Source organism: Streptomyces sp. NPDC051214 (assembly GCF_040682375.1).
Taxonomy (GTDB): Bacteria; Actinomycetota; Actinomycetes; order Streptomycetales; family Streptomycetaceae; genus Streptomyces.
In genome coordinates this window covers 793,133-816,056 of the sequence record NZ_JBFBAT010000002.1, presented here as the reverse complement: position 1 = coordinate 816,056, position 22,924 = coordinate 793,133, and the positions used below count along the sequence as shown (strand labels likewise).

Annotated in this window: 23 protein-coding genes; 15 read left to right on the top strand and 8 right to left on the bottom strand. The window is 70.6% G+C overall.

The genetic code is table 11. From position 1 onward, the window contains the following. Nucleotides 1-17 precede the first annotated feature (17 nt). Nucleotides 18-1,094 (bottom strand): Zn-dependent alcohol dehydrogenase, encoded by a 1,077-nt coding sequence (locus tag AB0M70_RS08070; RefSeq protein WP_365817514.1) that lies wholly within the window; start codon nt 1,092-1,094, stop codon nt 18-20. A gap of 58 nt (nt 1,095-1,152) precedes the next feature. Continuing rightward, complete coding sequence (locus AB0M70_RS08065; RefSeq protein WP_365817512.1) at nt 1,153-2,010, bottom strand: MaoC/PaaZ C-terminal domain-containing protein; 858 nt, start codon at nt 2,008-2,010, stop codon at nt 1,153-1,155. Between the two features lie 313 nt (nt 2,011-2,323). Between AB0M70_RS08065 and AB0M70_RS08060 the strand changes: the two genes are divergently transcribed. Together AB0M70_RS08060 and AB0M70_RS08055 are read left to right on the top strand one after the other, a co-directional pair. Beyond that, entirely contained in the window at nt 2,324-3,577 is a 1,254-nt protein-coding gene (locus tag AB0M70_RS08060; protein WP_365817510.1) for a sensor histidine kinase, read from the top strand. Then, a complete protein-coding gene (locus tag AB0M70_RS08055) occupies nt 3,574-4,179 on the top strand; it encodes a response regulator transcription factor (protein WP_365817508.1) in 606 nt (201 codons plus the stop codon). Before AB0M70_RS08060 ends, AB0M70_RS08055 begins: the two co-directional genes overlap by 4 nt. Nucleotides 4,180-4,264: 85 nt before the next feature. Here the strand turns inward: AB0M70_RS08055 and AB0M70_RS08050 are convergent, their stop codons facing one another. From AB0M70_RS08050 to AB0M70_RS08040, 3 genes are all read right to left on the bottom strand, one after another. Then, nucleotides 4,265-5,698: an MFS transporter gene (locus tag AB0M70_RS08050; RefSeq protein WP_365817506.1), complete on the bottom strand. Its 1,434-nt coding sequence runs from the start codon at nt 5,696-5,698 to the stop codon at nt 4,265-4,267. 103 nt (nt 5,699-5,801) lie between these two features. Beyond that, nucleotides 5,802-6,992, bottom strand: a complete 1,191-nt coding sequence (locus AB0M70_RS08045; RefSeq protein ID WP_365817504.1) for a lipid-transfer protein — start codon at nt 6,990-6,992, stop codon at nt 5,802-5,804. Further along, nucleotides 6,989-9,442 (bottom strand): acyl-CoA dehydrogenase, encoded by a 2,454-nt coding sequence (locus AB0M70_RS08040; RefSeq protein ID WP_365817502.1) that lies wholly within the window; start codon nt 9,440-9,442, stop codon nt 6,989-6,991. The genes AB0M70_RS08045 and AB0M70_RS08040 overlap by 4 nt, the downstream gene beginning before the upstream one ends. A gap of 237 nt (nt 9,443-9,679) precedes the next feature. Here AB0M70_RS08040 and AB0M70_RS08035 point away from each other — a divergent pair, with 237 nt between their 5' ends. Further along, the gene (locus tag AB0M70_RS08035) at nt 9,680-11,410 is read left to right on the top strand and encodes an MFS transporter (protein ID WP_365817500.1); all 1,731 of its coding nucleotides are present in this window, start codon (nt 9,680-9,682) and stop codon (nt 11,408-11,410) included. Between the two features lie 61 nt (nt 11,411-11,471). Here AB0M70_RS08035 and AB0M70_RS08030 read toward each other — a convergent pair whose 3' ends face one another. Then, on the bottom strand, nt 11,472-12,116 hold the full coding sequence (locus AB0M70_RS08030; protein WP_365817618.1) for a CatB-related O-acetyltransferase: 645 nt from the start codon (nt 12,114-12,116) through the stop codon (nt 11,472-11,474). A gap of 120 nt (nt 12,117-12,236) precedes the next feature. Between AB0M70_RS08030 and AB0M70_RS08025 the strand changes: the two genes are divergently transcribed. Beyond that, the gene (locus tag AB0M70_RS08025) at nt 12,237-12,890 is read left to right on the top strand and encodes a class I SAM-dependent methyltransferase (RefSeq protein ID WP_365817498.1); all 654 of its coding nucleotides are present in this window, start codon (nt 12,237-12,239) and stop codon (nt 12,888-12,890) included. Between the two features lie 100 nt (nt 12,891-12,990). Here the strand turns inward: AB0M70_RS08025 and AB0M70_RS08020 are convergent, their stop codons facing one another. After that, entirely contained in the window at nt 12,991-14,190 is a 1,200-nt protein-coding gene (locus AB0M70_RS08020; protein ID WP_365817497.1) for a site-specific integrase, read from the bottom strand. Nucleotides 14,191-14,926: 736 nt separating this feature from the next. Between AB0M70_RS08020 and AB0M70_RS08015 the strand changes: the two genes are divergently transcribed. The 9 genes from AB0M70_RS08015 (at nt 14,927) to AB0M70_RS07975 (ending at nt 20,001) form a co-directional block, all read left to right on the top strand. Next, nucleotides 14,927-15,166, top strand: coding sequence for a helix-turn-helix transcriptional regulator (locus AB0M70_RS08015; RefSeq protein ID WP_365817495.1), 240 nt, complete (start codon nt 14,927-14,929; stop codon nt 15,164-15,166). Beyond that, nucleotides 15,163-15,366, top strand: a complete 204-nt coding sequence (locus AB0M70_RS08010; protein ID WP_365817493.1) for a DNA-binding protein — start codon at nt 15,163-15,165, stop codon at nt 15,364-15,366. The genes AB0M70_RS08015 and AB0M70_RS08010 overlap by 4 nt, the downstream gene beginning before the upstream one ends. Nucleotides 15,367-15,496: 130 nt before the next feature. Continuing rightward, complete coding sequence (locus AB0M70_RS08005; RefSeq protein WP_365817491.1) at nt 15,497-16,567, top strand: hypothetical protein; 1,071 nt, start codon at nt 15,497-15,499, stop codon at nt 16,565-16,567. After that, nucleotides 16,564-16,941 carry a hypothetical protein gene (locus AB0M70_RS08000; protein ID WP_365817489.1) on the top strand — a complete coding sequence of 126 codons (378 nt, stop codon included), beginning with the start codon at nt 16,564-16,566 and terminating at the stop codon, nt 16,939-16,941. The genes AB0M70_RS08005 and AB0M70_RS08000 overlap by 4 nt, the downstream gene beginning before the upstream one ends. Continuing rightward, the gene (locus AB0M70_RS07995; RefSeq protein WP_365817487.1) at nt 16,938-18,266 is read left to right on the top strand and encodes an AAA family ATPase; all 1,329 of its coding nucleotides are present in this window, start codon (nt 16,938-16,940) and stop codon (nt 18,264-18,266) included. The genes AB0M70_RS08000 and AB0M70_RS07995 overlap by 4 nt, the downstream gene beginning before the upstream one ends. 208 nt (nt 18,267-18,474) lie before the next feature. Next, on the top strand, nt 18,475-18,792 hold the full coding sequence (locus AB0M70_RS07990; protein WP_365817485.1) for a hypothetical protein: 318 nt from the start codon (nt 18,475-18,477) through the stop codon (nt 18,790-18,792). A gap of 184 nt (nt 18,793-18,976) precedes the next feature. Further along, the gene (locus AB0M70_RS07985) at nt 18,977-19,339 is read left to right on the top strand and encodes a hypothetical protein (RefSeq protein WP_365817483.1); all 363 of its coding nucleotides are present in this window, start codon (nt 18,977-18,979) and stop codon (nt 19,337-19,339) included. Next, the gene (locus AB0M70_RS07980; RefSeq protein WP_365817481.1) at nt 19,323-19,760 is read left to right on the top strand and encodes a helix-turn-helix domain-containing protein; all 438 of its coding nucleotides are present in this window, start codon (nt 19,323-19,325) and stop codon (nt 19,758-19,760) included. Before AB0M70_RS07985 ends, AB0M70_RS07980 begins: the two co-directional genes overlap by 17 nt. Beyond that, nucleotides 19,714-20,001, top strand: coding sequence for a hypothetical protein (locus tag AB0M70_RS07975; protein ID WP_365817479.1), 288 nt, complete (start codon nt 19,714-19,716; stop codon nt 19,999-20,001). Before AB0M70_RS07980 ends, AB0M70_RS07975 begins: the two co-directional genes overlap by 47 nt. Nucleotides 20,002-20,018: 17 nt before the next feature. Here the strand turns inward: AB0M70_RS07975 and AB0M70_RS07970 are convergent, their stop codons facing one another. Beyond that, nucleotides 20,019-20,246: a hypothetical protein gene (locus tag AB0M70_RS07970; RefSeq protein WP_365817477.1), complete on the bottom strand. Its 228-nt coding sequence runs from the start codon at nt 20,244-20,246 to the stop codon at nt 20,019-20,021. Between the two features lies 1 nt (nt 20,247). Here AB0M70_RS07970 and AB0M70_RS07965 point away from each other — a divergent pair, with 1 nt between their 5' ends. Continuing rightward, entirely contained in the window at nt 20,248-21,012 is a 765-nt protein-coding gene (locus tag AB0M70_RS07965; RefSeq protein ID WP_365817475.1) for a hypothetical protein, read from the top strand. Between the two features lie 3 nt (nt 21,013-21,015). Further along, nucleotides 21,016-22,923: a hypothetical protein gene (locus tag AB0M70_RS07960; protein ID WP_365817473.1), complete on the top strand. Its 1,908-nt coding sequence runs from the start codon at nt 21,016-21,018 to the stop codon at nt 22,921-22,923. Nucleotide 22,924: the final 1 nt, after the last annotated feature.

Below are 22,924 nucleotides of genomic sequence, written 5' to 3'. Positions count from 1 at the left end.
CAGGGATCGAAGTCCTCTCAGATCTCGATGCACGTACGCAGCGCGACGCCCGTACGCATCTGGTCAAGCGCTTCGTTGATCTCGGAGAGCGGCACCCGGTGGGTGATGAGGCTCTCCAGGTCGATCCGCCCCGCACGCCACAGCGCGATGGCCCGCTCGTAGGACTGCAGGACGTCGCCGCCGCCGTACATGGACGGCAGGATCCTCTTCTCGTCGAAGAACAGCTCGAACATGTTCAGCTGGAGGTTGTCGTCCATGGCGCCCGCGCCGACGACGACCAGCGTGCCGCCGCGCCGCGTCGTCTCGTACGCCGTACGGGCGGTGGCGGACTTGCCGACGACCTCGAAGACGTAGTCGAAGCCCTCGCCCGCGGTGATCCGCTGCTTGGCGTCGGCGAGTTCGTCCGGGGAGACGGCCTCCGTGGCGCCGAACCGCAGCGCGGCCTCACGCCGTGAGGCCACCGGGTCGACGGCGATGATCTGCGCCGCGCCCTTGAGCCGCGCGCCCTGGATCGCGGAGATGCCGACGCCGCCGCAGCCGATGACGGCGACCGACGAACCGGCCTCCACCTTCGCGGTGTTGATGGCCGCGCCGAGCCCCGTCGTCACCCCGCAGCCGATCAGGGCCGCGATGTCGAAGGGCACGTCGTCCGGAATCGGCACGGCGCAGCCCGCGTCGACCACGACCTCCTCGGTGAAGGTGCCCGTGCCCGCGAAGCCGAAGACGTCCCCGCCGGGGCGCTTGAAGTTGGGCGTGCCCGCGTTCATGAAACCGGCGAGGCACAGCTGGCTCTGGCCGCGCTTGCACGCCGGACACTGGCCGCAGGCGGGCAGCCAGCACACCAGGACCCGGTCGCCCTGGCTGATCCCGCTCACGCCGTCACCGACGTCGACGATCTCGCCCGCGCCCTCGTGGCCGGGGATGAAGGGTGCGGGCTGCGGCAGCACGCCGTTCATCGCGGAGATGTCGGAGTGGCACAGGCCGGTGGCCCGCACCCGGATCTTCACCTTGCCGGGGCCGAAGCCCACCGCCTCGACGTCGTCGAGGACCTCCAGCTTGTCCTGGCCTATCTCGTGCAGTACGGCTGCGCGCATGGTGCGGCTCCTCTCGTACGAAACTCAGGCGGTACGGCGCTTCAGGCGTTACGGCGCTTCAGGCGTGCTCGACGATCGTGTCGGCGAGGACCGGCGCGTCGTCCCGTTCGGCGGCCGTCACCGAGACCTGGACGCGGCCGCTCCGCGGGCGCCACATCCGGATGCGCAGGGTCTCGCCGGGGAAGACGATCCCGGTGAAGCGGGTGCTGTAGCTCCGCACCCGCGACACATCGCCGCCGAGCACCGTGTCGACGACGGCCTTGAGCGTCATCCCGTAGGTGCACAGACCGTGCAGGATCGGCCGGTCGAAGCCGGCGAGCTTGGCGAACTCGGGGTCGGCGTGCAGCGGGTTCCAGTCCCCGGAGAGGCGGTAGAGCAGCGCCTGCTCCTCGCGGACGGGGCGCTCGACGGTCCTGTCGGGCTCGCCCTCGGGGGCGGGGAGGCGGGTCGATGGCCCGCGTTCGCCGCCGAAACCGCCTTCACCGCGTACGAAGATCTGGGCGTCGCTCGTCCACAACGGACCCTCGGCGTCGCCCACTTCGGTGCGCAGGACGAGGATCGCGGCCTTTCCCTTGTCGTACACGGCGGCCACCTTGGAGGTGGTGACGGCCTCGCCCTTGACCGGGATCGGGCGGTGCAGCGTGATGCTCTGGCCGCCGTGTAGGACCGCGGCCAGGTTGACCTCGATGCCGGGGGACGAGAGGCCGCCGACGACGCCCATGCCGGCGCCCGCGACGGTCGCGAAGCTGGGCAGGACGTGCAGCCTGGACTCCAGGGTGTAGCGCAGCTCGTCGGGGTCGGTGGCGGGGACGCCCGCGCCGAGGCCCAGGTGGTAGAGCTGGATGTCCTTGTGATCCCAGGAGATCTCGGCCGACCTGGGCTCCGCGGCCAGTGCTTTCGCGGCATCGATGGGCATGGGGTGGCAGCTCCTTGGCCGGTCTGAAGACCTCGGTGCGGCCGTCCGCACCGTCGGTCGCACCGAGGTCGCAACAGGGCCGGAAGGAGCCCGTTCTAGAACGCGTTCCAGTCCGGCGATCCCATGTATAGCCGAGGGCCCGGTAGTTGTGAAGACTCCTGACGTCACGTCAGATCTCGCTCGGCGGGCCGCCTCGCCCGGCCCGTGACATTTGTACCGGCCGAGTCCGTACAACCACATCTGCCGGATTCCCGCCCCCGCTCCGTAGGGTCGGCAGCCTGGGACGAGGCGCCACGGCGCGACAGGAGAAACGATGGCGGTGAAGGACTTCTGGCAGCGGCACGCACGTCTCGCGCGCTGGAAACACAGCGGCAGGGCGCAGCTGGCCGAGGCGCGGGCGCGGGAGAAGTCCGGCCGGAGCAGACCCGAGGACCTGGGCCCGCCCAACGGCTTCGCGATGCTGCCCTGGCTCCTGATGGGGATGGGCTCCTTCTCCAACGTCCTCCAGGGCGAGACGGGCAACCCCTGGCTCGGCGGGCTCGGCCTGCTGGTCTTCAACTCCCTTTACATCAGCGTGGTGTTCCGCGCCTTCGACAAAAGGGCGCGGGAGGCACGCGTCACCCGGCAGCTCCTGCTCGCGCTGACCGCGGTCACCCTCGCCCTCGCCATCGGCTACGGCGGCAGCTGGCTGATGTTCTTCCCGCTGCTCGGCCTGGCCACAGGGTCGGTGCTCCGGGGCCGGCAGCTCGTTCCCGCGGCGTTCGCCCTGAGCATCACGGCGGCGGTGGTCGGCGGTCTCAAGGACGGGTGGGACGCGGCGGGCATCGCGTACGGCACGTTCATCTCCGTCATGGTGACGGCCGCGATCCTCGCCCTCTCCGAGACCGTGAAGGAACTGCGCTCCACCCGCGAGGAGCTGGCCCGCAGCGCGGTCGAGAAGGAGCGGCTGCGTTTCTCGCGTGACCTGCACGACCTGCTCGGCCACACGCTCTCGGTGATCGTCGTGAAGGCGGAGGCGACGCGGCGTCTGGCGCCCCGCGACCTGGACGCCGCGCTCGGCCAGGTCTCCGACATCGAGTCCGTCGGCCGCCAGGCCCTGACCGAGATCCGCGAGGCGGTCACCGGCTACCGCGAGGGCAGCCTGGCCACCGAGCTCGACCGGGCCCGCGACCTCCTGGACGCGGCGGGCATCGAGGCCGTCGTGCGCCAGTCGGGCCCGCCGCTCGCCCCGCAGACCGCAGCGCTGCTCGGCTGGGTCGTCCGGGAGTCCGCCACCAATGTCGTACGCCACGCGCGGGCGTCCCGCTGCGAGATCGAGGTGACGGGCACCGCCGAACGGACTCGGCTGCTGATCACCGACGACGGTCGCGGCGTAGGCTCGGGAACGCCCGGCAGCGGGCTGAAGGGCCTGGCCGAACGCCTCGCGGCGGCGGGCGGCTCCCTCGGGTCGGGCCCCGCACCGGGCGGCGGGTTCCGGGTCACGGCGGAGCTGCCGGTCACCGAGCCGAGCCCCGGCCCCGGTTCCGGTCCTGGTTCCGGTCCCCTCCTGGAGGAGCGCACCCCATGATCAGAGTCCTGCTCGCCGAGGATCAGGGCATGATGCGCAGCGCGCTCGCGCTGCTGCTCGGCATGGAGGCGGACATCGAGGTCGTCGCGCAGGTGGGCGCGGGTGACGCGATCGTGGACGCGGCGCTGAACGCGCGCCCCGATGTGGCGCTCCTCGACATCGAGCTGCCGGGCCGCAGCGGGCTCGACGCGGCGGCGGACCTGCGGGACGAGTGCCCGGAGTGCCGGGTCCTCATCCTCACGACCTTCGGCAGGCCCGGCTATCTGCGCCGGGCCATGGAGGCGGGCGCGGTGGGGTTCCTGGTCAAGGACGGCCCGGTGGAGGACCTCGCGGAGGCGATCCGGCAGGCGCTGCGGGGCGAGACGGTGATCGACCCCGCGCTCGCCGCGGCGGCCCTGAGCGCGGGGCCGAGCCCGCTGACCGGCCGGGAGGCGGACGTCCTGAAGGCTTCGGTGGACGGCGCGACGGTCTCCGACATCGCGGAGAAGCTGCACCTGTCGGAGTCGACCGTACGGAACTACCTCTCGGCGGCGATCGGAAAGACGGAGACGCGCAACCGCATGGAGGCGGTACGGGAGGCGAGGCAACGGGGCTGGCTATGACTGGCCCCTGGGCCTTGACCCGGGTCATGGCTTGTGGCCCCGCGGCCCCCGGCACCCTCGATCACCGGCTCCGCCGAGTTCGTCATCAAACGCCGGACGGGCTCTTTTTCTCCCTCGGCATCCACACCAGCAGCACCACGACCCCCGCAAGCAGAATGAACCCACTGGTCCTGAACGCCGCCGCGTAGCCCTCGGTCAGGGCCTCGGGGCTCGTGGAGCCGCCCATGCGTGAGGCCGCGACCGTGGAGAGCACCGCGAGGCCCAGTGCCCCGCCCATCGTGCGCGAGGTGTTGATGAGGCCGGAGACGAGGCCCGCGTCGCCCGGCGCCGCCCCGGACGTGCCCAGCGAGGCCAGCGGTGTCGCGGCCAGGCCCGCCCCGAACATCATCACGATGCCGGGCAGCATGATCGAGGTGAGGTACGCGCCGTCGGCCGTCATCATCGACTGCCAGCCGAACCCGGCCGACGCCACGATGATGCCCAGCAGCGACACGTTCTTCGCCCCGAGCACCGGCATCAGGCGGGGCGCCAGCTTCGAGCCGAAGACGATCGTCAGCGAGGACGGGATCAGGGCGAGGCCCGCCTTCAGCGCCGAGTAGCCGAGGACGTTCTGCGCGTACAGCGTCATGAACATCCACATGGCGAACATTCCCGCGCCGCACACGAACATCGCCGCGTTCGCCGCCGACACCGACCGCACCCTGAACAGCTTCAGCGGCATCAGCGGCACCGCCGCCCGCGCCTCCACCACCAGGAACGCCGCGAGCAGCGCGAGGCCCGCCGCCAGGGGCACCAGGGTCTCGGCCGCCGTCCAGCCCTGCTCCTCGGTCTGGACGATGCCGTACGCGAGGGTGGCGAGCCCGCCCGTCACCAGGATCGCGCCCGGCAGGTCGAGCTTGCGGCTGCCGCCCGCGCGGCTCTCGGTCAGCCACAGCACGCCCGCCACGAGGACGAGCGCGCCGATCGGCACGTTGATCAGGAGCACCCACCGCCAGGAGAGCAGGTCGGTGAGGACTCCGCCGACCAGGCCGCCCGCCGCGCCGCCGCCCGCGCCGACCGCCGACCAGGTGCCGATGGCCCGTATGCGGGCGGGCCCCTCGGGCACCGCGGAGGTCAGGATCGTCAGGGTCGAGGGGGCGAGCACCGCAGCGCCGAGCCCCTGCACGGCCCGCGCGAGGAGCAGCTGCCACTCGGCCTGCGCGAGGCCGCCGGCGAGCGAGGCCACCGTGAAGAGCGCGAGCCCGACCAGGAACATCCGCTTGCGGCCGAAGAGGTCGCCGGCCCGCCCGCCGAGCAGCATGAAGCCCGCGAAGGCGATCGAGTACGCGTTGACCACCCACTGCAGGCCCACCGCGCTCATGCCCAGGTCGGCCCGCATCGAGGGCAGCGCGGTGTTCACCACGGACACGTCGAGGACGACGAGGAACTGGCCCGCGCAGGCGGCGAGCACCACCGCCCACACGGGGGCGGACTTCCGTGAGGCGGCGGGCATGTAAGTGTCGGGGGGCGTTTGGACCATGACAGCCATGCTCTCAGGAGTGCATGCCCCATGCATCGGGGTTTCGCCGCAGAGACCCTCCGCCGCGGGTCCTAGGACCCAGGTCCCTCCCCCGCCCCCCTTCTCACGCTTTGCGCAGCAGCGTCACCACCGCGGCCCCGCCGAGACCGATGTTGTGCGCGAGCCCCACCCGTGCCCCCGCCACCTGTCGCGCGTCCGCCTCGCCCCTCAACTGCCAGGTCAGCTCGGCCACTTGCGCGATGCCCGTCGCGCCGAGCGGATGCCCCTTGGAGATCAGGCCGCCCGAGGGGTTCACCACCCAGCGCCCGCCGTACGTCGTGGCGCCGCTCTCGACGAGCTTTCCCGACTCTCCCGGCCCGCACAGGCCGAGCGCCTCGTAGGTGAGGAGCTCGTTGATCGAGAAGCAGTCGTGCAGCTCGATCACGTCGATGTCCTCGATGCCGAGCCCCGACCTCTCGTACACCTGCCGCGCCGCCGCCCGCGACATCGGCTGCCCCACGACGTCGATGCACGAGCCCGAGTCGAAGGACTCCCCCGTGTCCGTGGTCATCGCCTGCGCGGCGATCTCCACGGCGCGCTCCCCCAGGCCGTGCCGCTCGACGAACCGCTCCGACACCACCACCGCGGCGGCCGACCCGTCCGAGGTCGGCGAGCACTGGAGCTTGGTGAGCGGGCGGTGGATGGTCTTGGCGGCGAGGATCTCGTCGACCGTGTACTCGTCCTGGAACTGGGCGTACGGATTGTTCACCGAGTGCCGGTGGTTCTTCGCGCCCACCGCGGCGAGCTGCGCCTCGGTCGTGCCGTACTTCTCCATGTGCTCGCGTGCCGCGTTGCCGAAGATCTGGGCGGTGGGCGGGGTCATCTCGAAGCCGTGGCGCGCCGCCATCACGCCGTAGTGCCGCGCGACGGGCGAGGTCTTGAAGTCGCCGCCGTCGCTTCCACCCCCCAGCGCGCCGCGTGCCATCTTCTCGAAGCCCAGCGCGAGCACGCAGTCGTTGATGCCGCCCTCGACGAACTGCCGCGCCATCATCAGCGCGGTCGACGCCGTCGCGCAGTTGTTGTTCACGTTGTAGACGGGGACGCCGGTCAGGCCCAGTTCGTACGCGGCCCGCTGGCCCGCCGTCGAGGCCTGGAAGCAGTAGCCGACCGGCACCTGCTCCACGTCCTCGTACGAGATCCCGGCATCGGCGAGCGCTTTCGTCCCCGCCTCCTTCGCCATGTCCCAGTACTGCCAGTCCCGCGTCTCGGGCTTCTCGAACTTGGTCATGCCGACGCCGACTATGTACGCCTTCACTGTCCGGCTCCTTCCGGGTGGTGCGGCTCGGGGTCCCTCGGCAGGCCGAGGAGCCGTTCCGCGACGACGTTCAGCTGCACCTGCGTGGTCCCGCCCGCGATGGTCAGGCAGCGCGACATCAAGAAGCCGTGCAGCGCCCGCTCCCCTGCGCCCTTGCGCACCGCGCCCGCGGGGCCGAGCAGTTCGAGGGCCAGCTCGGCGACCTTCTGCTGATGCGGGGTCTGCACGAGCTTGCGGACGGAGGCCCCGGCCCCCGGTTCCGCCCCGGCGACCTGCCGCATGGTCGTGCGCAGGCCGATGCAGGCGAGTGCGTGCGCCTCGGCGGCGAGCGCGCCGATCCGCGCGCGGCAGGCGCCGTCGAGCTCGGCGGCGCGCTCGATGAGCGCCTCCAGGCCGGTGTCGAAGGTCAACTGGTCGGCCATGTGGACGCGTTCGTTGCCGAGCGTGTGCCGCGCGACCCGCCAGCCGTCGTTCACCTCGCCGACGACCGCGTCGGCGGGCAGCAGGACGTCGTCGAAGTAGACCTCGTTGAAGAGGGAGTCCCCGGTGATCTCCTTCAGCGGGCGGATGTCGACGCCCTCGGCCCGCTTCATATCGATGAGGAAGTAGGTCAGACCCTTGTGCTTGGGGGCGTCCGGGTCCGTGCGGGCGAGCAGAATCCCGTGGTCCGCCCATTGCGCGGCGCTCGTCCACACCTTCTGGCCGTTGATCCGCCAGCCGCCGTCGACCCGCTCGGCCCGCGTCCGCAGCGAGGCCAGGTCCGAGCCCGCCCCGGGCTCGCTGAACAGCTGGCACCACAGCACCTCGCCCCTGACCGTCGGCGCCAGGAACCGCTCCTGCTGCTCCCGTGTCCCGTACGCGATGAGGGAGGGCACCACCCAGGTGGCGATCCCCAGATCGCTGACGCGCACCCCGGACGCCGCCAACTCCTGCTGTACGGCGAGCTGTTGGACGGGCCCCGCGCCGAGGCCGTACGGCTCGGGCAGGTGCGGTGCGGCATAACCGGTGGGCGCCAGGGCCTTGCGCGCGGCGGCCGGGTCGAGGCCGCGGGCCGGGGCGATGGCCTCGCGCGCCTGCTCCCGGTAGGCCGTCGCCTCCTCGGGCAGCTCCATCCGCAGCTCCCGGCGCGCCCCACCCTCCGCGAGCCGCACCGCCCGCAGCCGATGCGCGTCCCCGGCACCGAGCAACTGCCGGGCGACGAGTGCCCTGCGCAGATACAGATGCGCGTCATGCTCCCAGGTGAAGCCGACGCCGCCGAGGACCTGGATGGCGTCCTTGGCGCAGGAGTACGCGGCGTCGAGGGCGGCACCGGCGGCAAGCGCGCAAACGAGGCTGCGCACATACTGAGGCGGCGTGTCCAGGGACGACAGGTCCGGCGACGGGGCGCCCGGCGCGGGGGCGTCCGGCACGGGGGCATCCAGCGCGGGGCCGTCCGACGCGGGAGCGTCCGACGCGGGGCCGTCCGACGCGGGGGCATTTGGCGCGGGGGCATTTGGCGGCGGGCTGCTCGACGAGAGGGCGTCCCGCGATGCCGTGCCCGCCGAAGGACCGTCCGGCGCGGGAGCGCCAGGCGCGGGAGCGCCCAGCGCGAGACCGCCCGGCGCGGGACCGTCCGACGCTCGTGTCGCGTCCCAGGTGAGTGCTCGCGCCTGCTCGAGGCGGACCAGCATGTCCGCGCAGAGGTGTTTGACCGCCTGGAACTGTCCGATCGGTCGGCCGAACTGCTCGCGCACCTTCGCGTACTCGGTGGCGGTCTCCAGCGCCCAGGCCGCCACCCCGCACGCGTCCGCCGCGAACAGGGCACAGGCCAGGTCGCGCACGAGTGCCGCGTCGATGCCCAGGACCCGCCCGGCCGGCACCTCGACGCCGTCCGCCGTCACCTCGGCGGTGGGCCGCGTGGGATCGGCGCTCTCCTGCGTACGTACGGTCAGCTCGGCCGCGTCGACGGCCAGCCACACGGTTCCGCGGGCGGACTCGGCGGCCAGGATCAGCAGGTCGGCGTCGGCCCCGCAGAGCACGGGCGGCGCGGCGCCGTCGAGGAGGTAGCCGTCCGCCACGGACACCGCGGTCAGCGTGCCCGCACCGAGCGCGACGGCGCCGATCCGCTCCCCGGAGGCCAGGTCGGCGGCCAGACCGGCGGCGCCCGCCCGGTGCAGGACGACCGAGGCGAGGGAGGCGGCCAGGTACGGCCCCGGGAGCGCGGCCCGCCCGGCCTCCTCCAGGACTACCGCGAGGTCCACGAGGTCGCCGCCCCCGCCCCCGCACTCCTCGGGCAGGTGCACCGCGAGCAGCCCCTGCTCGGCGAGCCCGTCCCAGTGCGCGGGCCTGCCCCCGGTGCCGGGCGGCGCGTCGAGCAGCTTGCGTATCTCCTCGGGCGGGACCGCGCGGGCGATCCAGCCCCGCACCGCCGCCGCCAACTCCCGCTGTTCCTGCGTGATTCCGATACCCATGCGCGTCCTCGCCGGTAGCAGCTTCCGGGACGGCGTCACACTAGAACACGTTCCAATCTTCCGGAAGGCTGACGCAGGGTCAGATGCGGCCCACTCCGACGCCCCCTTAACCGGCCGGTTAACAACAGGTCAAGAATTCCCCTCGTACGACATCCGTCGGAATAGTCGCCCAGGGAAACAGGTTCGCATTGCACGTACCCCTGCCAGCCTTTGCACCGCCCCCGGAGGCCCCACGTAATGACGCAGTCGACGACCCACCAACGCGGCACCCGCGGAGTCGTCCCCGTACTCGCCTTCGCCGGCATCGTCGTCGCGGTGATGCAGACGCTCCTGGTGCCGGTCATCAAGGACCTGCCGACGCTGCTCGACACCACGCCGTCGAACGCCACCTGGGTCATGACGGCGACCCTGCTCGCCGGCGCCGTCTCGACCCCGATCATGGGCCGCCTCGGCGACCTCTACGGCAAGCGCCGCATGCTGCTCGCGAGCCTCGCCGTGATGGTCGTCGGCTCCCTCATCTGCGGCTTCACCGACGACCTCGTCATCATGATCGTCGGCCGCGCCCTCCAGGGCTTCGCGATGGGCGCCATCCCGCTCGGCATCGGCCTGATGCGCGACATGCTGCCCCGCGAGAAGCTCGGCTCCGCGATGGCCCTGATGAGCTCCTCCATCGGCGTCGGCGGCGGCCTCGCGCTGCCGCTCGCGGCACTGACCGCGCAGCACGCCGACTGGCACACCCTCTTCTTCGGCGCGGCGGGCCTGGGCGTCATATCGATGCTCCTGACCGTCCTCTTCGTACCCGAGAGCACGGTGAAGGCGCAGGGGACGTTCGACGGGCTCGGCGCCGCGGGCCTCTCCGCGGGCCTGGTCCTCTTCCTCCTGCCGATCACCAAGGGCAGCGACTGGGGCTGGACCTCGGGCATGACGCTCGGCCTGTTCGGCGCGGCGGCGGTCGTCCTCGTCCTCTGGGGCGTGATGGAGCTGCGGCTCAAGGCGCCGCTGGTGGACCTGCGCACCACGGCCCGCCCGGCGGTCCTGTTCACCAACCTGGCCTCGATCATGGTCGGCGTCGCCTTCTACGCGATCTCGCTGGTCCTGCCCCAGCTGCTCCAGCTCCCGACCGCCACCGGCTACGGCCTCGGCCAGTCCATGGTCGTCGCGGGCCTGTGCGTGGCGCCGCTGGGCCTCACGATGATGTTCACGGCCCCCGTCTACGCCCGTCTCTCGGCGAAGTACGGCCCGAAGGTCACCCTCATCCTCGGCATGCTGATCATCGCGATCGGCTACGGGGCGGGCCTCGGCCTGATGAGCGCCGCCTGGCAGACGGTCATCATCGCGGTGGTCGTGGGCGCGGGCATCGGCCTCGCCTACTCCTCGCTCCCCGCACTGATCATCGGCGCCGTACCCGCTTCGGAGACGGGCGCGGCGAACGGCCTCAACACGCTGATGCGCTCCATCGGTACGTCGGTCTCGTCCGCCGTGATCGGCATGGTCCTCGCCAACACGGCGAACCACGTGGGCGGCGTCGCCGTCCCGACGATGACGGGCTTCCGCACGTCCTTCCTCATCGCCACGGGTGCGGTCGCCCTCGGCCTGGTCTTCGCCCTCTTCCTGCCCTCCGCCCGCCGCTCGGTCAAGACCCAGCTCCGGGCCAGCAGCGAGGAGGACGCGAACCTGCGCGCGGCCACGGAGGCTCTGGCCGGCTTCCACGGCCGCGTCCTGAGCCCCTCCGGGGCGCCGGTCGCCCGTGCCAAGGTCACGCTGATCGACCCCAGGGGCCGGCAGGCGGGGTCGGCGCTCACCGACGAGGCCGGCCGCTACTCGCTCCCGGTTCCGGGCGACGGTTCGTACGTCCTCGCGGCCACGGCGTCCGGCCACGCACCGCTTGCTTCTGCGGCGGCGTATCGCGCGGACGCGGTGGAGATGGACCTGCTGCTGCCTGCGGGCGGGAGGGATGTGCTGGCGTAGGGGAGGAATCAAACGCCGGACGGGCTGGAAATCCAGCCCGTCCGGCGTTTGTAGGCTGCCGCTAGGCCCCCGGAGCGACCCTCTCCAGCTCCTCGATCGTCCCGGACATCACGGTCCGCACATGCTCGGTGAGGTGCTCCGCGGGCCAGTCCCACCAGGCGACGGCCAGCAGCCGCGCCACCTCGTCCTCGCTGTACCGCGTGCGGATGAGCTTGGCGGGGTTGCCGCCGACGACCCCGTAGTCCGGGACGTCGTCCACGACGACCGACCCCGAGGCGATGACGGCCCCGTGCCCGATCCGCACCCCGGGCATCACCGTCACCCCGTACCCGAACCACACGTCATGCCCGACGACGGTGTCCCCCCGCCCCGGCAGCCCGCTGATGAGGTCGAAGTGCTCGCTCCACGACCCGCCCATGATGGGGAACGGGAAGGTCGAGGGTCCGTCCATCCGGTGGTTCGCGCCGTTCATGATGAACCGCACCCCCGTCCCGAACGCACAGAACTTGCCGATACGGAGCTTCTCGGGCCCGTAGTGGTAAAGGACGTTGCGCGTCTCGAAGGCGGTCGCGTCGTCCGGATCGTCGTAGTAGGAGAACTCCCCCACCTCGATCAGCGGAGACTGAACCAGCGGCTTCAGCAGCACGACGCGAGGCTGGTCCGGAAACGGATGCAGCACCGTCGGATCCGCCGGTACGAGTTGCATGGTCATGCCGCCTTCCACTCCTCCGCACGGCCCCGCCTCCATGATCAGCCGGACCATGCGGCAGCATAGGTCGGCCCACGGCGGAGACCCACCGCTTTTCGGACGCCCAGGAGGACCCCCATGGCCGCCCCCCAGCCCACGCCGGAGATCCTGGACGCCTTCGAGGCGGCCAAGGGCTTCATGCCGGCCGACGAGGGCCTCGCCCTGTACGCCGCGGCCACGCAGGCGGCGGCGCTCGGCCTGCCGCTCCTCGAGGTCGGAACGTACTGCGGCCGCTCCACGATCCTGCTCGCGGCCGCGGCACGCGAGGCGGGCGTCACGGCCGTCACCGTGGACCACCACCGCGGCAGCGAGGAGCAGCAGCCGGGCTGGGAGTACCACGACCCGGCGACGGTCGACCCGGAGGTCGGCCGCATGGACACGCTCCCCACCTTCCGCCGCACGCTGCACCACGCGGGCCTCGAGGACCACGTGATCGCGATCGTCGGCCGCTCGCCGCAGGTGGCGAAGGCGTGGGGCGGACCGCTGGGCCTGGTCTTCATCGACGGCGGCCACACGGACGAGCACGCCACGGGCGACTACGAGGGCTGGGCCCCGCACCTCGCGGAGGGCGGCCTGCTCCTGATCCACGACGTCTTCCCGGACCCGGCGGACATCATGACGGGCCAGGCCCCGTACCGCGTCTACCTCAGGGCCCTGGAGTCCGGCGCCTTCACCGAACTCCCGGCAACCGACTCCCTGCGCGTCCTGCGCCGAACGGGAGCGGGGATCTGACCTCCCCGTTAGAGTCGCTCTCGTGCTCTACCGATCCCGAGATCACCGCAGTTCAGAGGCGGTTTCGCGGTCTACGTCACGGCGGATATCTCACTTTCTCTCACATCGCGGGGTCAGAGCGGGTCTCGGTGACCCCGAGAAGCTCGTTCAGGTGGGTCACGGCCGCGCCCATGTCGGCGGCCGTCGGGTGCACGTACTTTCGCTTCGTGAAAGCGGCGTTCGTGTGCCCGGCCCACGCGGCGAGGACGACGTCAGGGACGCCGTTCACCGCGAGGAACGTCAGGCAGGAGTGCCGCGCGTCGTACAGCCGCACGCGCCGCAGCTCAAGATGCGTCATGAGCCGGTAAGCGGCCTCACGCAGGTGCCGGGTCGTGAGCGGCTGACCGATCTCGTCCACGAACACGTATCCCGAGTTCACGTAGTCGGCGCCCATGGTGGCGCGCTCGGCCTCCTGTAGGACTTGGAAGCTCAGCAGGGCGAGGCGGACGGGTTCGGGGAGCGGGAGGGTGCGTTCCCCCGCCTCGGACTTGGTGTCCTTCTCGATGACCTTGGAGTTCCGCAGCATGGTCCGGGTGTTGGCGACGTCCAACGTGGCTGCCCGGAAGTCGATGTCCTCGGCCCACCGGAGGCCGGCCACCTCGGCGGGGCGCATGCCCATGAGGGACAGCAGCAGCGGGGCGAAGAGCCGATCCTCGCGGGCACCGACGACGAACTCCTTGACCTCGACCACGTTCCACGGGTCGGGGCGCTGGTTGTCGCGACGATCAGCCTTACGTGCCTTCCGGGGGACCTCGATGTACTCGGCGACGTTCCGCGCGACGTACCGCCTGCGCACGGCGTACCGCAGGGCTGCCCGGAAGCGGCCGAGGACGCCGTCAACGGTCGGGGTCCGCAGGCCCGTCCCCTTGGGCCCTCCGCGGCGGCGTGCGCCCACGAGGAGCCAGGCGACGAACCGTTCCACGTCGTCCTCGGTGAGGGCCTGGAGACGGATCTCCCCGAGGTACTCACGGGCGTGCACGAGGCGGTTGCGGTATCCGTCCAGCGTGGTCTCTTCGAGATCCTCGGCCTTGCTTTTCAGGTAGGCGTCGATGAGCTCGGCGACGGTCATCTTGCTGGGGAGGATGAGTTGCCCGGTGCGGCGTTCGTTGCGGAGGCGGGCGTATTCGTCCTGCGCTTCCTTCTTGGTGTCGCAGGTGACAGTCAGCTGTTTCCGCTTGCCGGTGGCGTCGCGGCCGACGTCGATGACGAACCGGTATCGAGTCTTGCCGTTGGCCAGCGTGACTTTCTTGATCTCCGCCACGTCTCCCCCTCCCCGCCCTCTGGTTGCCCTACTCCTCAGCCACCAGCCGCGGACCCGGTTCGGCACCGGCGCGACCCTTCGCGCTCGGCCCCAACCAACCGGCCTTACGGGCACGGCCGATCCACGTCCGGATGGTCTCTTCCGGCCGCCCGAATTCTCCCGCCATTCGCCGGATGGCTCCCGTCGGCTGCCCTGGGGCCGTCTCCCGTAGGTATGCCAAGGCCACCGCACGCAGCAACTCATCCGTCATAGCCGTACGGCCTGCGGGAACAGCACGCCGCGCCGGGGCAGCATCGGGCAGCTGCGCCCCAGTGGCCTCCGAAACTCGCCCACGGACGTAGTCAAGAAGGGTCCCTAGCGGGATGCGGCGCATCAATGTGCCGGTGATGCCGTTCGTGTCCTCTGGGTCGGTATCGATCTCGATCCGAACAATCTTCAAGCCTTGCTCAGTCCGAACGACGTCACCGGACGCCCTCCAAACACGATCCTCCCCGACTGCCGGCCTTGCGTGGAAGGTGAAGCGGTCGGGGTCCTCCGTCTCACTGATGTCGAGACCGAGGCGCATCTGTGCTCCCGGAAGCTGAATGCCGGGGAGCTTCTTCTTTCCGGAAGTCACCCTGGTGAGGATTGCAGACCTGGCTACAAACAGTCAACGAGCCACCCTGAATCACCAGGTGATCTAACCAGGTCGTCAGGGGTGGTTGCAGAATGTGGCCACGTCTGCCAGGGTGGCTACATGCCCGAAACGGTCGCGGAGAGAATCCGCTCTCGTCTGCGAGTTCGCACCGAACTCCCCTCGCCCGAGGAAAGACGATCCCTGCGTACGGCAGCGGGGTTGTCCCAACAGGACGTTGCCGAGGTGCTCGGCGTCACCCGGGCGGCTATCGGTCACTGGGAGACCGGGAGCCGGTCGCCTCGCGGCCGCCTTCTGATCGATTACGTCGATGCCCTGCGGGCGCTCCGGGAGGCGCAATGACGTCCGAGCCGCCCACCCTCGATGAGATCCGTAGTTGGCCAGCCACGGTCGGCGTGGAACAGGCCGCAAAGGCGCTCGGTATCAGCGCGAGCAACCTGTACGACCTGGTCCGACGCGGCGAGGCCCCGCTCAGGGTTCTCGACCTCGGCTCGAAGCGCGTCGTGACGGCAAGCCTCGTCCGACTCCTCGAAGCCGCATGAGTACGGCCCCCAGCAGGCGCGCCAACGCCTGTGAGCCGGGGGCCGGAAGCACCAAGCCATCCATCCCTGAACAGCACGACGGCCGCGCGGGGCCCTACCCCGTGTGCGCGGCCGTCGAAAGGAGCTTCACGTGAAGCGTACGACCACCATCGACAAGAACGCCACCGCACCTACCGGCCACCTGCCCTTCGCCGTACAGGCCGCCCTGCGAACGTCCGAGGCCGCCGCACTCCTGGCGGACGCCGACACCGCCCGCCAGCACGAGACCAGCCCCGTACTCCTGCGCGAGGCCGAGCTGAACCGCGGCGAGTTCGGGGTGTGGGGCCACGAGGGCGGCCGGATCGTTGCCGCGTACGACCCCACGCAGATCAGCCGTGAGGATGCCGAGACTCGGCTCCGCGCGCAGATGAACGCCAAGGGCATCAGCGTCTCCGAGTTCCTCGCCGAGCCCGCTGTGTGCCCCATCTGGTCCGGCGTCTGCACCGTGGCCGAGCCCGGCCATTACGACCACTGCAACCACGGCCACCAGGCCGTGAACAAGAGCGGTGGGCAGCTGCTCGACGTCGGGTTCGCCGCCCTGAGCAACGACTCGAACCCGGCACCGGTGATCTACATCGGCAGCGAGGACTACGCGCCCGGCGAGTTCCACGCGGCCAGTGCCAGCGTCCGCCGTCTGATGGACACTGGCGACGACATGGCCGAGACGACCATGCTCCGCCAGGGGAACGGCACCACCGCGCTCGCCCGCATCGATCAGAAGGTTCAGGACGAGACCACCCGCCTGGTCGCCCTCGTCGCCCACCGCCGCCAGGTCGCCGACCAGCTGCATCCCGCGCGCACACCGCTCGACGACCCCGAGGACAAGCAGACCGCGCACGCCGCGTTCGCGCTGGCCGTCGACGCGATCGATATCGCCATGGCGGAGAGCCCGGACAAGGCCGTGATGCTGCTGGCGCTGCGGGCAATGGTCAACCTGTATGCCGAGGACATCGAGACCGCCCTGGAGACGGTCGCGGCCGAGTACGACGACTGCCCCCGGTGCCGCAACAAGATGGACCTCCCCGGCAAGTCGAGGGCCACCCCGGACCGTGAGATCAAGATCTGTGGCCCATGCTGCTCGGACGAGGCCATGCGGGAGGCCGCCGGGCGTCCGTGGCCGGCCGTCGCCGAGTGGCCCGTGACCCGCCAGGCTCGAGCGTGACTCGGCCGAACGGCAACGACAGCCCCCGCCACCTCACCGGTCGGGGGCCCGTCGTACGCGCCGAACACCACTTCGCACTCCAAGCCCGTCACGGCGTCCTCGACGCCGGGTTCCTGAGCGAGTACTACCGGCCGTTCCCCCGAGGCGCTCACGTCGTCCTCGACTGCGGTCACAGCCACGTCATGCAAGTCCACACCGCGACCACCATCGGCCGTTCCCTCGCGCACTGCGGACAGATCACCGTCACCGGCAGCGCCGACCGCAGCGAGCGCGGATACGTCGACAGCTACGGCCTGATCTTCGGCCTCGACGCCATCGCCAACGTGATCAGCAGAGCAGCGGCGGCATACGCAACGGAGATGCAAAACCAGTGACGACGGAACAACGGCGTCCCGGCGCATGGCCCGCAGGCATCAGCCCGCGGGCCATCCCGGCCGCCCCCGAGCCTGAGCCCGTCCACAACGCGACTCCACTCGCGCCCCCGGCGGCAGAAGCGACCGAGCCGGTCCTCAGGCCGGTAACGGACGATGGGCCGTGGCCGGGAGATGAGCCCTCAGGGGATGACGGTCTACCCGAGGTCGCACCGCGCGGTCTCGTCCTTCGCCCCGCCTCCGAGATCCGCATTCGGCCCGTCAGGTGGCTGTGGGACACCACTCCGGAGGGTGCCCCGCCCACGTCGCACGGCCGAGTGCCGCTGTACTCCCTGTGTATCGCGGCCGGCGGTCCTGGTCTCGGAAAGTCTCAGTTCGCGGTCTGGCTCACTGCTCGCATTACGCGCGGCGACCTCCCCGGCGAGCTGTTCGGCAAGCCGCGGGGCGTCATCTACGCGGCCACGGAGGACTCGTGGGCGTACACGATCGCCCCCCGGCTCATCGCCGCAGGAGCAGACCTCGACCTCGTGTTCCATGTGTCCGTCCAGGACGACGAGAATCCGCGAGCCCGCCTCACGCTGCCCACGGACACATCGCTCGTGGGCCAGGCCGCCGAGACCTACAGCGTCGCCCTGCTCGTGGCTGACCCGCTGTTGTCGCTGATCGACAAGGGCATCAACGACTACCGGGCCGCCGAGGTCCGCGAGGCCCTGGAGCCCCTCGTAGCCGCCGCCGAGCGGCACCATTTCACGATCCTCGGCCTCGCCCACTTCACGAAGTCTGGCGGCGCCGACCCTCTCGCCCGCCTCGCCGGTTCCGGCGCCTTCGGCCAGCTCATCCGCTCGATGATCGCCTTCGCCCGCGAGGACGCCGAGGACGGCGACCCGCGGTTCGTCATGTCCTTGGAGAAGAACAACCTCGGCCGCCTCGGTCTGCCATCTCACTCGTACGTGATCCAGCCGGTGACGGTCGAGACCGAAGAGGGCCCCTCGTACGTCTCGCGGTTCGTCCTCGGCCCGGAGACCAGCACCTCGGTCCGTGACGTGATGCGCGACGAGATCACCCCGTCCGGCGACAGGGCCGAGAACGACGAGGTCCGCATGTGGTTGAGGGACTACCTCATGGACCTCGGCGGGGCGGCGGAGAGCGGCGACGTGTTGAAGGACGCGGAGAAGCGCCGCTACAGCCGGACGACTGTCTACCGGGCCAAGACGAAGCTCGGGTTGATCACCAAACAGAGCGGATTCGGCAAGGCCCGAACGTCGCTTTGGCACCTGCCCGAAGCGGCTCCGACCGAGGAGCCGGACCCTCTCGCGCCTACACCCTGAGACGAATGGGACGGATGAGAAAGATGGGCCCGACCTGCGCTTTCGCCATCTGTCTCAGGCGGGACGGATGGAACGTATGGCGGGACGCATGGGCGGCATTCGTCCCGCCATCCGTCCCAATCTTCTCTCAATCGTCCCAACGTGAAACCGCAGGTCAACACCAATAATCCCAATCTTCTCTAATCCCCCTTTACGTATGGAGCCCACAGTGACCGAACCGTTCGAGAGCAAGATCCTCACCATCATTCCGGCACACCCGGACGCGTATCTCCGTACGACGATCACGGAGCTGTACCCCGACAAGAGAGAGAACGTCACCACGAGCGACAAGCTTCGGATCATCGCCTGGGCCACCGTCGAGCGGCACTACCCCGGCGAACCCACCGATGTGGAGGTGGAAGCCGTCTTCATCGAGGCAGGTCGGCCCATGCACGAGACGGCCTACCGCTACGTGCACTCAGAACTGCACCCGAAGGCGGACAACCCCAAGGTCGTCGTCAGCTTCGAGTACGACCTCATCTACTGACTGTCGCTCTCCGGCGCTCTCTGTCGCTCGCGCACGCGCGCGTAGACCGTCCGGTCGCGGCAGCTCTCGTCTCGCGCGCGCACGCGAGGAGAAAGCAGGCCAGACAACCGCACACCGCCGCGCGCACCCGGTTACAGCGCCCTCCGTGTGATCACACCCGCGTACATGTACGAGAGGAACCCCCATGCCGCACCCCGTCCCGAACTACCCCGGACGCCCCGCCCTGGACGAGGCGAATATGCGTTTCCGTCGCGCTCTCGCTCGCCTCTACCGCGAGGGCACGCGCCACGACCCCGAGCTCCTCCCTCAGTTGGAAGCGGTCGTCTCAGAGGCCACCAAGCGCCTCAACACCCTCGCTGCGAAGGCAGAGAAGGCCGAGGACGGTAGCGCCCGCAAGAGGGCTGCCGTGAAGGCGCAGGAGGACACGTTCCGGGCGACGCTCCGCAAAGGCATCCGGCGAGGTGACGCGCGCGCCGCCGAGATCCTCGCGCAGCTCGATGCCCGCGCGGCCGGACACGGTAGGCCGGCCGATGCCGACGGGGCCTGAGCAGCTGCTCGCCGAGGACGGCTCGGTCCGCGTCCCGGCCCGCCTCGCCAACAGCGTGTTCGCCGCCCTGGTCGGCCACCTCGCAGCACAGAACCGCACGAGCGGCGGGGAGTTGAGCCCGGAAGCTCGTTCACTCCTCCACGCCCTGCACAGGGCCGCATCCGGCGCCTCACCCGCCCCGATTTCCTCCGAAGGCAACGCCGTTGACGGATTGGAGATCCTCGGAGCGCATGAGGTCGCCGAGATCATCGGGTGTTCCCGACGTACGGCGACGTCCCTCCTAGGGTCCGGTCGGCTACGCGCCTGGCAGGTCGGCCGGATCTGGGTGACGACGCGCGGCGACCTCGATTCCTTCCGGTTCGAGGAGCCCGCACATGCCGATGATGAAGATCACCTCAGGGAACAAACCGAACAGCGCTGACGGCCCCTGGCAGACCGACAACCCCAACACCCCCTGGTTCGTCGCAGGCATCGCCTACACCGACAGCCAGCCGCACATCGACTACTTCACGAAGAACAACTACGTGGTTGAGGCAGGCTCCCCGGACGCCGACTACCTCGCCGCGGTCGTGAAGCTGAAGAACCAAGCCGTGCGTACGAGTACCCACAGCAGCATCGCGGCCGACGTGGCCGACCCCGCCCAGCGGAACTACTTCCTGTGAGCGGGGCTGAGATGGGATCACAAGACCAGCACCGCAGGCCTGACCTGTTCGGCGCCGTCGAAGCACGGCGCAAGGCCGGACACGAAGCCGCAACCGAGGCCGCACGCCCGGAGCGTGAAGCCCGTGAGCAGCAGCTCGAAGCTGACGCCCGACTCCACGGCACCGCCGGATGGACAGCACTCAGCCCCGCCCGCCGCGAGATCGTCGCCGCGTACGTCGCCCGCCAGGCGCAGGAAGGCGGCCACGATGCAGCCTGAACCCCTCACCCCCGCGCAGGCCCGCGAGCAGCTCGACACGGCCCGCCGTGAGGCCACCGAAGCCGCAGCCCTGATCGACACGCTCGCCGAGCGCGTACGCGAAGGTGACTCCGAGATCACCGGCGAGCAGATGGCCGGCCAAAAGCAGCTGGCCGAGCTCGCCGAGTTGCGGGTGACGGCCGCTGAGCGGAAGCTCGCCGAGGCGCAGCGCGTCGACCTGGACGCCCGCGCACGGGCCGTAGGCGACCGCGCACGGACCCTGGTCGCCGACGACTCCACAGAGGGCATCGTGGACGCCGCGGGGGACGTTCTGGAGGCTGCGACGCGTCTCCTCGCACTGTCTGCCGCGCGAGACGCGACGATCCGCGAGGTGGCCAACGACGCGGTCGCCATGAACGAACAGCTCGGTCGCAGCGATCGCAACCCCTGGCCGTCCCGCGACTACGGGTTCATGGGGCAGAACTTCCCGCCCGTGGGCGTCACGGCAGTAGGGCAGGGGCGCGCCGAGGCGGTCCATGCCGGCGCGGTCCTAGGTGCGATCCTCGCCGCCGCGCTGGCTGGCCAAAGTGAGGCGCAGAGGCGGGCCTCAGAGATCCTCGGTCTGCGAGGGGAGAGCACGAAGCGTGTCCTCGACAGCGTGCCGGGCCTGGCCGCCGCGCTGCGGTACGACCGTGCGGCGTGGGACAAGCTCCCGCAGGACGTGCGGAACGAGGCCGCCCGCCAGGGCCGCCAGCCTCTGCGCGACGAGGGCTGAGTCGTGGCGCTCAACCTCGGCGAACTCGTGGCCGGCCTCCGCGCGGACGACGCCCCGTTCACCCGCTCCCTCACCCGCGCCGAGCTGCGCATGCGTGGCCTCACCCGCGACGTGAACGGGCAACTCCGCGACATGAACGGCCGGTTCGTCAACGAGAGCGAAGGCATGGGCCGCAGCCTCTCGCACGGCATCGGCAACGGCGCCCGCCAGGCGATCTCCTGGATCGGGAAGATCGGCATGGCCATGGCGGTCATGGCCGCGGTCTCCTCCGTCGCCGCGGTCGGTGCGGCCGGCGCCCTCGCGCTGCTGCCGCTCGCCGTGATCGGCCTCGGCGCGAAGATCCTCGCCGAGAACAAGCAGGTAGCGGGCGCCTTCTCCTCCCTCGGCAAGCACGTCAAGGGCGAGTTGACCAAGCTCGCTCAGCCGCTGGTCAAGCCGTTCGTTCAAGCGGCGGCGCAGCTCCGGAAGATCTTCGACGGACTCGCCCCGCAGATCGGAATGGCGTTCGCCGCGGTCGCCCCCATGATCGGCCCGTTGGTCGACGGGTTCGGCCAGTTCGCGTCCGGGGTGATGCCCGGCTTCGTCAAGGCGCTCCAGTCCGCGCAGCCCGTCATAGAGGCCCTCGCCGGTGGCCTCGGTGCTTTCGGAGCCGGGATCGGCGGGTTCTTCGAGGGCGTTGCGGGCGGCTCCGACGGCGCCGCCTCCGCCATCGCCGCACTGTTCGGCACCATCGGGTCTCTCCTGCCCGTCGTCGGGCAGCTCGTGGGCGCGCTCGCCAAGCTCGGCGGGCCGATCCTCGCGGGCGTGGCCGCCGCCCTGGAACCGCTGATCGGCTTGGCGGGGGAGGCTGCGACCTGGCTCGGCACGCTCGTGGACAAGATCCCGCCCGGGGTCCTCACCGCGATCGGGTCCGGGTTCGTCGTCGTCGCGCTCGGCGTGAAGACGTACGCCGCGGCGATGGGCCTCGCCTCGACTGCTACGAAGCTGTGGGCGGCCGCTCAGCTGGTGTTCAACACGGTCATGGCCGCGAACCCCATCGGCCTCGTCATCGCCGCTGTGGTGGCCCTCGCCGCAGCGATCTACATCGCCTACCAGCGCTCGGCGGCGTTCCGGCAGATCGTCCAGACGGTGTGGGCGCAAGTCCAGGTGGCCATCGCTGCGGCCATCGCCGGGATCAAGACCGCCCTTGCCTGGTTCGGCGGTCTGCCCGGCATGATCGGCGGCTGGTTCGGCGCCGCGAAGAACGCCGCGGTCCGCCAGTTCAACTCGCTCGTGTCGTGGCTGCGTGGCCTGCCCGGCAAGGCCGGTGCGGCGTTGGCCGGCCTCGCGGGTTCCCTGCGCAACGCCGCTTCGGCTGGCTTCAACGCGTTCCGTTCCGCGGCGGCCTCGCGGGCGGCCTCGTTCATCTCCTGGGTGCGGGGCATGCCGAAGCGGATCGCCTCCGCCATCGGCTCCCTGTCGGGCCTGCTCGTGTCCAAGGGCCGGGATGTGGTCAGGGGCCTGTGGAACGGCATCAAGGCCATGGGTGGCTGGCTGAAGAGCCAGTTGATCTCCTTCGCGAAGTCGATGATCCCGGGCCCGATCGCGTCCGCCCTGGGCATCTCCTCCCCCTCCCGCCTCATGGCCGATCAGGTGGGCCACTGGATTCCCGCGGGCATCGCGCAGGGGGTCGAGAAGAACGCGGGCGTCCTCGATACCGCCATGGCGAACCTCGTGACCACGCCCACCCCGTCCGCGTCCATGGCCATGTCCATGGGCGGAACCGCAGGCAGCGCCTCGCACGCCTCTGCGGGGACCCGCAACGTACGCGTCAGCTTCGGAGACAGCGAGCTTGACGAGTTCTTCGTCAGCCGCATGCGAGAGATCATCGGAACGCGTGGCGGCAACGTCCAATTCGTCCTGGGGAAGTGAC